A 12,720-nucleotide genomic window follows, 5' to 3' on the forward strand; every position below is an offset into this window, starting at 1 on the left:
AAAGGTGTTGCATCAATTTATGTAGCCTACCCTGCTAACCTGGCGTCTTTAATAAATAATATGTCCATGATAATCGATGGGTCCCACTCACGCATTGCTGCTTCGCAACTGATGCGAATGTCGTCGAGTTCACTAATAGTGGCAACTGAAAATGACTCATCGACGATGATATGCACCAATATATAAAGGTCTCTCCCGCGTTTGCTGATCCGCACTTCGACATGTTCATAAGGCACAGCGACAAGCGTTTGCTTAAGTTTTTTCTCAATAACCGCAGTAACAGCTTCCGGCGGTGCTTTATTAATCACTTCTTTCAAACTATCGAGCATGATTTTGCCGGGTATTGGTAAAATAGCCGTTCCTAATAAAATAAGTAATATTGGGTCAACAAGAGGGGCGTATGCCGAAAAGCGGGTTTGTTCAATAAAATAAGCAAGGGCAAAACCAAGTAAAATCGACACACTGAGCACGCCATCCACAAACCAAGTGCGCGCATCAACGCCAACCAAGTCCGAACGCAAACTACTGCTTTGATGTTTCATATAAGCAGATATGGCAAAACAGCCGATTGTTGCAATAGCACCATAAATCATCGCCAGTCCATATTCAGCTGAATTGCCCCCTGTTAATAAGCTAGTAATAGACCCGACAACGGCATATAAACAAGTGGCAATGATAATTAATGACTTAAATAGATTCAGAGTGGGTTCGATGGCGGTATAGCCAAAGTGGAATCGATCGTCGTCGGGCATCTGCACAAGGTTAGCCACTTTGAGCGTTAGCAAAGCCATGAAAAAAGCAATCAGGGAATAGATACCGTCAAAAAGGATAGCACCAGAATGAGTAATAAGTGCAAAGCCTAAAGCAACAAAAACAAATAATCCAGCCACGTAGAAAGACAGTGTTAATAAGCGCTTTTCTTTTTTCTCGTGAAAACCGATGATCATTAGAAATAGACTGATAAGGTTATAATTTGCGGATTCTACTCCACTTTTTTAAATTAGATAGTGATTTAAAAAATAATTTTTTAGTCCTTTGAAGGGCTAATTTAAATCTCTTTTTGACAACATACGGGCTTAATAAATGCCTCATTCTACTTCAGTAGTCGCAATGCCTTGGTACCCGAGGCTAATGGCAATAACGCCGTGATAGACAACAAAATTCAGCTCGCTGGCTCCGCATATAGACGGATCAATAATTACCTCAGCCATGGTTTTAAGATTAGGTATCTATTCAAACATAAACTCGTCAAAATCCGCTCCTATTGCATAGTTCAGGTATAGCGTTTATTCTTTTTGCATGCAACTTTCGAGATACCTATTGAGGTAGTAATAAATGAAAAAAATCAAAAATGAAAGTGCGCTGCTAAAAAAAGCCCTTACAGTTGCCGAAGGCTATGCTATAAAACGAGGCTACAAGGCTTTTTCACCTAATGATTCAGCAAAACAAAAAGTTGAAAGTTTGTATCGGCTTTTAGTACATGACAAATTAATCCCCCCTTTACCCCATGACAAAGAGGATTTGGCTAGTTTAAAACATCGCTTAGTCATGTGGATCAGTAGCAAATTGCCCGCTGATCATGAATTACTGAGGTAATGGTAGAACGTTGTAGATTGCAACATGCATACTGTATAGAACGATCAAGTGATTAACCATAAGCCCATTGCACCGATAAACGAGCCGGCCATGAAACTCAATAAGAGAAAGTAAATATCTATTCTTTTGGACGGTTCTGTGTCTTTTGTCGATCGATTAATTACAGTTAATAGTACGTCTCTTTCTACTTCAAATGCAGCCGCTAGTGACTTACTGGTTTCTAACGAACCAAGGCCTTGAACTTCAACACGCTGGATCGTTCGTAGACTCAAATCACTTATTTCAGCAAGTTGTTGTTGAGTCCAACCTTTGCTTGTTCTTATCTCTCTAATTTTAGTCGAATTTAAATCCATTGCTCATCAGCCTTACAAAAGTGTATTAAAAATAATAGCGCTAAAGAAACCGATCGCAGCAAACAATAAACCAGTGATCAAACCCGGGCGGGCGCAAGGAAATACCCAATGATCGCCGTCAATATCAATACCCTTACTTCGCAAAGTTATATCGATAGGACCAGTAAATGAATTTTTAATGTCCACTAAAAGCTCATACTTGTTGTCATCAATAGAAAAACTATGTATCGAATGTTGTCCTAAGTTTTGCTTTTTCGACACTAATACGTTATCGACGTAAACGCTTTCTCTGGCCGTCAGCGTCGACAAATCAATCTTTACTGTATATTCACCAATATCAAAATAGCTAATAAATTTAGTGCGCCAGTATGGGAATATTTTTTCTTTGTAAGTGACTTTATTATTTATCATTTTATGTCTCCTAATTAACAGAGCTCAGAATGACATTAAATAAACGTAAAAACGACGACAGTTTAGTGTCAGGCACATATTTGACACCTGACAGCGAAGCGCCACCTAAATCTCTTGCATCACAAAAACCTAAGTAACAACAACATAAATGACGACTTATCAAAAGTGCAAATTACACTTATTCTGCACCTGGACTTATTATAAACTCTTGAATTATCAACGCTCGAAATCGTATGAATAAAGGAATTCCATGGCCCACCTTAAATTGTTAGAAGCAGAAGCTATTCACATTATGCGCGAGGTTGCCGCTGGCTTTGAGAATCCATGTATGTTTTATTCAATTGGTAAAGATTCAACGGTGATGCTGCATTTAGCGCGTAAGGCTTTTTATCCAAATAAAGTTCCCTTTCCACTTTTGCATGTGGACACCACTTGGGAATTTCATGAAATGGGTGCGTTTCGCGATAATCTGCAAGATAAGCACAACTTAGATATAATCGTGCATACGAATCATGAAGCGCTCGATTCAGGCATTCATCCTATTGAGTCAGGCTCGGTTAAATATAACGATCACATGAAAACCATTGCACTAAAGCAAGCACTCGATAAGTATAAGTTTGATGCTGCATTAGGCGGTGCTAGACGTGATGAAGAAAAATCCCGCGCCAAAGAGCGAATATTTTCAGTGCGCAATGCAGACCACCAATGGGACCCTAAACAACAACGTCCCGAACTTTGGTCTATTTACAACACGCAAATAAATAAGGGTGAATCGGTTCGTGTATTTCCATTATCAAACTGGACCGAACTCGATATTTGGCTTTATATTCTTGAAGAAAAAATCGATATCGTACCGCTATATTTCGCCGCCGAACGCATGAGCTGGGTAGACGAAGACAGCGCACAGTTACTCGGTTTGGACGACGATAGGATGCTACCGCACTTAACTAAGAATGAAACTGCCAGTTTACAAAAACGCTGGATACGCTTTAGGACATTGGGTTGTTATCCACAAACTGGGGCTGTATTAAGCAAAGCCACCACACGAGAAGAGATTGTCCTGGAAATGATTTCGAGTAAAACAAGCGAACGTGAAGGTCGCTTGTTAGATAAAGATCAAACCGGCTCAATGGAGAAGAAAAAGCGCGAAGGTTACTTCTAGACTGATCTAATTAATATGAATAAAAGCTCTCAAATCCCAAATAAAAAGATTGCGTTTTTAACTAAACATGGCAAAGAAGCCCTGCTCTCTCCTATTTTTGCTAACACTTATAATAGCCAAATTCAGCACACCAATGCCTTCGACACAGATACGCTCGGTAGCTTTGATCACGTTACTGAACGCAAATTGTCAGCAGCACAAACAGCATTGAAGAAGGCTTACTTAGCTTGCGAGTTGACACATTGCTCACAGGGCCTGGGTAGCGAAGGCAGTATTAGTAGTTTGTTTGGGATTGGCTTGTTAGATGAAGAATTTTTAGCTTTTGTAGACACACAAAACAATATTGAGATTGTGGCTAGAGTACAACAACCCATCAAGCTGGGGCCTATTGATGCAAAGCATAAAGATGAACTATACGATAAGTTAAGCATGTTTGAACACAATCAATATTGGATGTTAAAAACTATGGACGGCTGGGAAAAAGGACTCAGCGTGAGTCATCTAATGGCACAAACCTTAACCTTTCCTGTTTACCTTGAGCCCGACTTTCGGGCCATGTATTGCCCACAGCGCCAAGTAGTGATCAGCAAAGTGGGGGAGAATTTGATACAACGACTGAGTTCTTTTTGCCCTCAATGCGCCAAGGTAGATTACTCGCCCGAGCACGCTAAGGCTACCTATTTGTTGTGTGAAATATGCACATTACCGACTAATCAAATGCAGCCGCTGCGTCCCACCTGTTCTTATTGCGGATATCATCAAACCGACCTCAATGAATGTAAAACAGGAAGTGCGTTTTATTGCAATTTTTGTAACCCTTAGATTTGCAGTTTGCAATGTATATTGCGCTGTCTTTAATCAGCGTTGATGATGATTAGCCAACATTGTTTTTTTTCATCGCCATTTCAGTATTCCCAGACTACCTTGAATATTTGCTTTACCGTTTTTGTGCCACCCTCCTCACTTCTCTCACAAGTAAAGATAAAAACGTTATATACTGTTGGCATCAACTTCGATCAAAAAGGCTCTTATAGGGTCAACTACGAGCATAATTATGGTAATAGCCAAGTCCCCGTCCAAGCTCAGCCTTCCTCAGCATAATCCGGGTGTAACTACTGTTCTGGAATTTCTTATTCTCAAGTTCCCAGCCATAACGAACGCTACGTGGCAACAACGCATGACTGATGGCAAAGTTCATTGGCATGACGGGTCTTTAATTAATACACAAACTCCTTTTGTGGCCCAGCAACGGGTTTATTACTATCGCGAAGTTGAACATGAGCCTGTGATCCCTTTTGCGGAAAAAATCATTTTTCAGGACGACTTGATTGTGGTGGCATATAAGCCTCATTTTCTGCCCGTCACACCAGGTGGTAAGTATATTGAAGAATGCCTACAAAATCGCTTGCGTAACACCTTAGGCAATCATAACCTGCAAGCAGTGCATCGCATCGATAAAGCCACCGCAGGTTTGGTATTATTTTCAGTTAATCCCAATTCACGTCAGCAATACCATGCTCTATTTGAAACACAACAGGTCAACAAAACCTATCAGGCCATCGCTAACACGATTGACAATATCCCAATAAAAAACCAGCAATGGGAGATTAAAAACCGTTTGCAGAAAACCGAACCCAGGTTTTTAATGCACATTGTTGAGGGCCTTGCGAACAGCCATTCCCGCATTCGCTGCCTGCAAACTTCGGTCGACAAGGCCTTATTTGAGCTACATCCCATCACTGGCAAAACCCACCAACTGCGTCTACATATGCAGAGCCTTGGTTGGCCTTTATTACATGATACTTACTACCCTGAGTTACAGCCTAGTAAGCCAGATGATTACGCTAAACCTTTGCAACTATTAGCACAAAAATTACAGTTTATTGACCCTGTGACACAACAACAACGATGCTTTTCTAGCAACACCGAACTCAAACTAAACTAACCGACACGTTAACTAACTAGATGATATTAGCTCACTTATTTGCTGCGCACGGTGTTGTTGTCAAAAATGTCAGCATCGCGTTACACCCGACCATATAAAAATGTCGTCTACATTACCCGGTTTTCAAAAGATTCTATTGATTTAAATCAATAATGCATTATACTTTCAAAAATTATTGAAACTTCAGAACATAAGCGCACTTCTGAAATAATCTCACACTGAATATGGAGAAAGGTAATGATGACACCCATGATTGAATCTTTTGTAATGCACTTTGGCGAGATGGGGAATAAATGGGGATTTAACCGAACCGTAGGGCAAATTTACGCACTACTTGTCATGACTGAGAACCCTCTCACTGCCAATGAAATTGCAGAAACACTGAGTATTTCACGAGGCAATGTCAGTATGGGACTGAAAGAACTAAATGCGTGGCAACTTGCCGCAACTATTCACAAACCGGGTGATCGCAAAGAATACTATCAAAACAAAGGTAATATTTGGGATATGGCTAATCGAGTTTTTGAAGAGCGACGCAAACGTGAAATTGATCCCACCCTAACCCTATTGCGCGATATTTTACTTGACCAAGCTGCTAATGACTCTGAGAAGTACGCGCAAAGTCAAATATCAGAAATTCATGATCTATTAGAAAACATTACACATTGGACACAGAGTTTACAGTCGTTGAGTCCAGAAAAACTCAATACGTTAATGAAGCTAGGTTCTGGTGTAGGAAAAGTATTAGACATGAGAGATAAGCTGTTAATGAAAAAGGAAGGATAATAAGAGCCATGTAAGCAGTTTCACTATATAAGGCAATTATCGCTAGATTGTTATTTTCAAGGCGACAAATTAAGTAGGGCGATCGCCTTCTTTTGTTGTCTTTTCCTAAACGGATTTGTTATCTCTACAGGAGATTATCATGTTTGATATACTCATACTTTCCAGGATCCAGTTTGCTGCTAATATCAGCTTTCATATTCTTTTTCCAACCATCACTATCGCACTTGGTTGGTTACTATTCTATTTTAAAGTGCGTTATGACCTTTCAAAACACCCTGTCTGGATGCGTGCATATCGTTTTTGGGTAAAGGTATTTGCGTTAACGTTTGCCTTAGGCGTTGTCAGTGGAATTACAATGTCTTTCCAGTTTGGCACCAACTGGCCTGGTTTCATGGAAACTATCGGAAATATAGCAGGGCCATTACTCGCATACGAAATACTGACTGCATTTTTCTTAGAAGCCACCATGCTCGGCATTATGTTATTTGGATTTCGTCGTGTGCCTTCGTGGGTGCATACCGGAGCAACTTTTTTAGTGGCTTTTGGCACTACGATGTCAGCGTTTTGGATAATTGTACTTAATTCTTGGATGCAAACTCCAGCAGGTTTTGAATTAATTGACGGAGTGGTCCACGCCACAGATTGGTTTGCCATTATATTTAATCCTTCATTTCCGTATCGATTTACGCACATGCTAATGGCGTCTTCGTTGACTGTTTGTTTCTTAGTGGCGGGGCTGTCAGCTTATAGAATTTATCGAGGTGATAATAAAAAAGCCCCCAGAATAACCTTGCGAACCGCTATCTTTAGTGCGGCTTTGTTGGCTCCTATGCAAGTTTTTGTAGGTGATTTACATGGCCTCAATACATTGGAGCATCAACCACAGAAAGTCGCCGCTATGGAAGGCTTGTGGGAGACTGAGAAAGGCGCACCATTAGTGTTATTTGGTATTCCCGATAAGGAAACAAAAACCAATAAATTTGCAATTGAAATACCTAAGATGACTAGTTTTATCTTAACCCATGACTTGGATGGTGAAGTCAAAGGTATTAACGAGTTTGAGGGTAAGCATCCCCCAGTTGCTCCTGTTTTCTATAGTTTTAGAGTCATGGTTGGCATTGGGTTTAGTATGATACTTGTCGCTTGGTGGTGCAGTTACAGTCTAATTAGAAAAAAAGCACTGGCTAAAACGCAATTGTGTATTTTAATTGGGATGACTTTCATCGGATGGGTTGCCACGTTAGCTGGCTGGTATGTAACAGAAATTGGTCGTCAGCCATATCTGGTCAGTGGCGTACTGAAAACCGCTGATGCTGTCACAACAATAGCCTCAGACAATGTGCTCTTTACTTTTATACTTTATGTGACGTTGTACATTGTGCTGCTCACCGTGTATGTAAAAACGTTGTTTTTACTAGCGCGTAAAGCCATCGAAGTCGAAGAATATGATTTAGCTCCACCTGGTATTGCTGCAACTCAGAGCGAGAAAACCGGTGAGCATAAGGTCGCAGCAACAGGGGATCCAACGACTCGTTCGGTTCCGTTAACTCAAGCAAAAGGGGTTTAGTATGGATTTTATGTTTTCAGCGCAAGGCCTACCTATTGTCTTTGGTGTTTTAATCTCTATTTCAATTTTATTGTATGCAATATTAGATGGCTATGATTTAGGTGTTGGTATTTTATTGCCTATGGACAACGCAGAGCAAAGAGATGTCGCTATATCGTCTATAGGGCCTTTTTGGGACGCCAATGAAACCTGGCTAGTGCTCGCTGTAGGATTGTTATTGGTAGCCTTCCCTGCAGCACATAGTGCTATTTTGAAAGCACTTTACTTACCCGCGACCCTAATGTTAATTGGGTTAATATTAAGAGGCGTCGCTTTTGATTTTAGAGCAAAAGTTAAGCAGACGCGTAAAATTGTCTGGGATTACACATTTAAAGTCGGTTCCTACATAACTGCTTTTATGCAAGGCTTCATGCTAGGACTCTACGTGATGGGACTTGAGTACAATGTATATTCGATATTGTTCGCCACTTTTAGCGGGTTTTGTGTTGTTGCGGCATATAGCCTTATTGGGTCAACTTGGCTAATAATGAAAACGACCGAGGAATTTCAGAAAAGAGCAATCGGCTGGGCGAAAAAAGCCGGCGTGTTAAGTGCATTAGGCATTTTGACCGTCAGCTTAATCAACCCGTTGGTAAATCAGTCGGTGCTTAAAATATGGACTCAATTACCATGGGCTTATCTTTATGCAGCTATCCCACTACTGTGCTTTTTAATGTTTATTTTGGGCTACTTAGTGCTATCACGGTTACCGTTAGCGGACGATCATGGTGCTTCATTACCATTTTATATGGTGGTCATTGTGTTTATTTGTTGCTTCTTAGGTTTGAGCTTTAGCTTTTATCCCTATGTTGTGCCTGGCGAACTGACTCTATTTGAAGCCGCAAGTGCGCCCGAGTCACTGCGTATTATTTTAGTTGGAAGTTTATTTGTATTGCCGTTTATTGGCGGCTACACCGTGATTTCATATTATACGTTTAGAGGTAAGGCTGAGAAGTTACGTTACTATTAAAAAAGAAACACAGGTAACTGCAAGGTATCAGCTTATTCGGAGCATCGGTTAATGCTTAATAATTAATTCTGGTTAAACTGACTTACATCCACGGCTCTAATTTTTAATGTTGCCGTGGCTAAGCTAACTTCAAGAAAAAAAGCAATCAAGCCTCCGGTTAGGAAGATCATACACATCATAAAAGTGATTATAATTGTGATATCCAAATTCGTGCTGATCAAGCCATTTATCATCACTAACATAACGGTAAAGCACGTCACTACAGCCGATGCAATTAAGAAATTTATTGACCAATTAGCAAGTCTCATGCGTTTGTTTAACGCTTTAATTTCTAGTATCGCTTTCTCATTTATACGTTCTGGTTCTTCCCTTGCCAAATTGCCAAACCATCTTGCTCTATCTATGATCCTAGATACGCGGCCAGTGGCTACGTTGACCAAATTACCAATACCGACAATAAGAAAAATAGGGGCCAGGGCCAACTGGATAATTTCAACTGCACTTTGTGTAATAATTGTTTCCACTGAAGTCTCTTTTTTAAATTTACACTATATACCTAATTCGCAACCATATAATTAAGCCTGCAATAATGAAAGTAAAAGGTAACAAAAAGAGTATAACGATAACTTGTCGTTTTTGCTTACTGGTTAAATCTAGACGCTCGACAGCAATTTTCTTGTTACCAAGAAATGCTTTGTAATCTAGCTCTGACAACCAGTTCACGATATTCAGTCCCATTTGTGCATTACTATATTGGTCAATATAAACGTTAGTTAAAAAGTCTGCATCGGTGAACACTATTAATCGGGTATCTGAGGTTTTACCTTGCTTTATACTCTGGGCATCCTTTTCTTCAATAACAACATAAGAAAAAGGGACAGGACCGGCTGTATCAATGCCTTCATCAAATTTCACCTCTAAATTTCGATCACTTTCAGCCCAACTATTTTTTGTCGATGCGGTTGAGGCAATGACGGCATGTTTTATGTTTGGGCGACGATTTTCCAATAAATTGATCGAGCGCGGGCGAACATAGAAAGTATAATCCAAACCTTCGGTTATGGCTTTATGCTTTTGATAATTTTTGGTTGCTGGACTACCAACGTCGTCACCAACATGGCTAGTTAAATCAACCACAATATCCGATTCAACATTGAGTCCCCATTTGTTGAGAAGTGAATTTAAATCAGGATTTTGTCGCATCTGCGCTGCATTCAAGGGTTTATCTGGTGTAGTAACAACGGTATGTTCAATCAGAAATAAAGCGTCCCCGCCTTTTAATAAATAGCCTTCAATTAAGCTTTCTTCTTCTTCGGTTAGTTCATTTTTTGGACCCGCTATAATCAATACATCGGAGTCATCAGGAATCGACTGACTAATACCAAGCATCAACGGTTTGCTTAAAATATTGTTGGCCGCAAGTAACTGAGTAAACTTAGACAAGCCCGTATTTTGTTCATTTTCCATTGAATACTCGCCATGCCCGGTCAGAAAGTAAACCGTCTTTTGAGCACGACTGACACTCGCAATCGCATTTGTTAGACGTTCTTCTGACAAGGAGTCCTGAGTAAAGTCGACGTCCTTGCGGTTGTTGCCAGATTGAACAATCACTTTTTGCTCTTGACTATTAATCACATTGCCAAATGTTGCGGCGTAGGCAACTTGTTCAATAGGGTCGATGATTTCAGTTGTCACTACTCCGCCAGACGCTCTCTCATATTCGTTGAAAAGGTCTTGCAAATATTTCGGAGGAACCCCCACATACAATGCAGTTAGTTGAACATCACGTTCAAGTACGCTAACAAATTCAACTGTGTTTGCAGACAAGGTATGTTGCTTGTCTTTTGTTATATCCCATCGAAGTGTCGAGCTATTAGCTAAATAATTACTACCTCCAATAAACGTCACACTGGCAATAGTTATCATCATAACAGTAGCAAATTTTTTCCAACGTTTGGGCTCAAAAATCGTTACTAACCTAGAGTTGGCTGTATTAAATCGATACGTTATGGCCATGCCTAGTAAAATAATAAGCACCATGCCACTGCAAATTAGCAAGCCTGTGCTTAGATAAGAAAGCTCTTGTTCAATATAAAAAAGAGCGACGCCTAGGGCAAGAACGAAGAGTGACAAGCCACAAAAGAATGGCAGCAGTACAAGCAAAGATGAGCGCATGCTAAAAATTGATTTGCTCATTATTGCCACAGCCTATTGTCGATACTCAACCTTGTTAAAACTAAACAAAGAATGATGCCAGTTAGATAATACGTAATATTACTGGGCGTAATTATGCCAACCGCAAAATTTTCTAAGTGTGTTCGAGTGCTAATTTGCATAAAAAAATTCTCTACAGAACCGGTAAAATACTTAGTGAAACTAGCCGCAAAATAAAGTGAAAATATCAACGCGTAAGATACTAATGCTGCAATTATCTGATTACGCGTCCAAGAAGAAACAAGTAAGCCGATAGCAATAAAAAATGCCCCTTCTAACCAAATCCCAACATACCCAGAAAGAATACTGATTGGATCTGGATCACCAAAATAGTCCAAAATAAAATAGTAAGTTGCGGTCATGCCTATCAATAAGGTGAAAAAGATCAACATACTGAAATACTTACCCAATACAATCATGGTAAGCGTTAGTGGTGACGTGAGTAAAAACTCCATCGTGCCATTGGCTTTTTCTTCCGAGAACATTCTCATCGTGAGTAACGGAATTAAGAACACAAACATAAACTCCATCAGTATGAAAATATCACGCAAAGATGCTTCGTGATTCTGGTCAATAATGAGAAAAAAGAAAACATTAAACAGCGAAAGCGTGGCTATCAGAATGATGTATGCGATGGGTGAGCTAAAATAGCTGTGTAATTCTTTTTTTACTATTGCGAAGGTTTTATTCATTTTACACTACCCCTGCACTGATGATGCAGACACAAGAGGTCTTGGTGGTGTCTCTTGATGATACTCGATGAAGATTTGTTCCAAGGTAATAGGATATGATTGAGCTAATTGTTTCTTTTCCAGCAACTCATTTAAGGGTTCATCAAGCACAATTTTTCCGGACTTCATCATTAATACACGCTGCGCAACTTGCTCAATTTCATTTAAGGTGTGGGTGCTTAATAAAACAGTTCTCTGATCTCTCTGGTTTTTAATTAAAGCAAGCACTTGCAGAATTTGTATTGGATCAAGACCACTCGTCGGTTCATCCAAAATAAGTAATTTAGGTTCATGAATAATAGCCTGAGCGATACCTACACGTTGCTGATAGCCTTTGGATAAGGTCGCAATTTTTTGCTTTTCAACCCGATTTAAATCGCAGTCATCCAGTACCTTAGCAACCTGAAATGATTCTTTTTTTGCTGAGACTCCTTTTATTTGAGCTGCAAATTTTAAGTAGCTTTTGACTGTCATGTCGCTATATAAAGGGGGTTTTTCGGGTAAATAACCTATTTTTTCCCTAACCGATAAAGAATGCTTGGCAATGTCCTCACCATCAATAATAACGGTACCAGCGGACGCAGTGAGGAAAGTCGTCAGTATGCGCATTAAGGTGGTTTTCCCTGCGCCGTTTTTACCTAAGAAGCCAACAATATCACCTTTATTTATTTCGAATGAAACATTTTCTAACACTTGGTATGCACCAAATTTTTTACTAATATGTTTAGCAATCAACATCTACATCGAGCCTCTCGCACTAGTGCGCTAAAAATAAAATAAAGTGCCTAAGACAAGGAAGTATAGAACATACACTTAATTAGGAAAGCTAAATAAGTAATCCATCGGTTATTACCGAATGAGTCTCTAAAAGATCTACACTTTGACGCCTGTCTCTTTCTCTTTATTTAGCTTTATTGGCAAGTTGAGTTTGACTTGTAAGTTTGCA

General features: G+C 39.8%; 14 protein-coding genes. 7 read left to right on the forward strand and 7 right to left on the reverse strand.

The features are described 5' to 3' along the window. Positions 1-26 precede the first annotated feature (26 nt). A complete protein-coding gene (locus G399_RS0109260; protein WP_006015345.1) occupies positions 27-947 on the reverse strand; it encodes a cation diffusion facilitator family transporter in 921 nt (306 codons plus the stop codon). Positions 948-1,335: 388 nt separating this feature from the next. Here G399_RS0109260 and G399_RS0109265 point away from each other — a divergent pair, with 388 nt between their 5' ends. After that, positions 1,336-1,596, forward strand: coding sequence for a DUF5062 family protein (locus tag G399_RS0109265; RefSeq protein ID WP_006015343.1), 261 nt, complete (start codon positions 1,336-1,338; stop codon positions 1,594-1,596). 44 nt (positions 1,597-1,640) lie between these two features. Here the strand turns inward: G399_RS0109265 and G399_RS0109270 are convergent, their stop codons facing one another. Continuing rightward, positions 1,641-1,949, reverse strand: coding sequence for a helix-turn-helix domain-containing protein (locus G399_RS0109270; protein WP_006015342.1), 309 nt, complete (start codon positions 1,947-1,949; stop codon positions 1,641-1,643). A gap of 12 nt (positions 1,950-1,961) precedes the next feature. After that, positions 1,962-2,360, reverse strand: coding sequence for a hypothetical protein (locus tag G399_RS0109275; RefSeq protein ID WP_006015340.1), 399 nt, complete (start codon positions 2,358-2,360; stop codon positions 1,962-1,964). 250 nt (positions 2,361-2,610) lie between these two features. Between G399_RS0109275 and cysD the strand changes: the two genes are divergently transcribed. The 6 genes from cysD to cydB all read left to right on the forward strand — a co-directional run bounded on the left by cysD (position 2,611) and on the right by cydB (position 8,829). Beyond that, positions 2,611-3,522, forward strand: coding sequence for a sulfate adenylyltransferase subunit CysD (cysD, locus tag G399_RS0109285; protein WP_006015336.1), 912 nt, complete (start codon positions 2,611-2,613; stop codon positions 3,520-3,522). 15 nt (positions 3,523-3,537) lie between these two features. Then, positions 3,538-4,344, forward strand: a complete 807-nt coding sequence (locus G399_RS0109290; RefSeq protein ID WP_006015334.1) for a DUF6671 family protein — start codon at positions 3,538-3,540, stop codon at positions 4,342-4,344. 232 nt (positions 4,345-4,576) lie between these two features. Beyond that, a complete protein-coding gene (locus G399_RS0109295) occupies positions 4,577-5,467 on the forward strand; it encodes a pseudouridine synthase (RefSeq protein WP_026843610.1) in 891 nt (296 codons plus the stop codon). A 237-nt stretch (positions 5,468-5,704) separates the two neighbouring features. Next, on the forward strand, positions 5,705-6,253 hold the full coding sequence (locus G399_RS0109300) for a GbsR/MarR family transcriptional regulator (RefSeq protein ID WP_006015330.1): 549 nt from the start codon (positions 5,705-5,707) through the stop codon (positions 6,251-6,253). A gap of 139 nt (positions 6,254-6,392) precedes the next feature. Continuing rightward, positions 6,393-7,820 (forward strand): cytochrome ubiquinol oxidase subunit I, encoded by a 1,428-nt coding sequence (locus G399_RS0109305; protein WP_006015329.1) that lies wholly within the window; start codon positions 6,393-6,395, stop codon positions 7,818-7,820. Between the two features lies 1 nt (position 7,821). After that, positions 7,822-8,829: a cytochrome d ubiquinol oxidase subunit II gene (gene cydB, locus G399_RS0109310; RefSeq protein WP_006015328.1), complete on the forward strand. Its 1,008-nt coding sequence runs from the start codon at positions 7,822-7,824 to the stop codon at positions 8,827-8,829. 62 nt (positions 8,830-8,891) lie between these two features. Here the strand turns inward: cydB and G399_RS0109315 are convergent, their stop codons facing one another. From G399_RS0109315 to G399_RS0109330, 4 genes are read right to left on the reverse strand one after another with little or no spacing between them, the layout of a single operon-like run. After that, positions 8,892-9,353: a DUF2721 domain-containing protein gene (locus G399_RS0109315; protein WP_006015327.1), complete on the reverse strand. Its 462-nt coding sequence runs from the start codon at positions 9,351-9,353 to the stop codon at positions 8,892-8,894. Between the two features lie 19 nt (positions 9,354-9,372). Further along, positions 9,373-11,025 (reverse strand): GldG family protein, encoded by a 1,653-nt coding sequence (locus tag G399_RS0109320; protein ID WP_006015326.1) that lies wholly within the window; start codon positions 11,023-11,025, stop codon positions 9,373-9,375. Continuing rightward, a complete protein-coding gene (locus G399_RS0109325) occupies positions 11,025-11,735 on the reverse strand; it encodes an ABC transporter permease subunit (RefSeq protein ID WP_006015325.1) in 711 nt (236 codons plus the stop codon). The genes G399_RS0109320 and G399_RS0109325 overlap by 1 nt, the downstream gene beginning before the upstream one ends. Positions 11,736-11,741: 6 nt before the next feature. Then, positions 11,742-12,512 carry an ABC transporter ATP-binding protein gene (locus tag G399_RS0109330; protein WP_006015324.1) on the reverse strand — a complete coding sequence of 257 codons (771 nt, stop codon included), beginning with the start codon at positions 12,510-12,512 and terminating at the stop codon, positions 11,742-11,744. Positions 12,513-12,720 lie beyond the last annotated feature (208 nt).

It is taken from the genome of Brumicola pallidula DSM 14239 = ACAM 615 (assembly GCF_000428905.1).
GTDB lineage: Bacteria > Pseudomonadota > Gammaproteobacteria > Enterobacterales > Alteromonadaceae > Glaciecola > Glaciecola pallidula.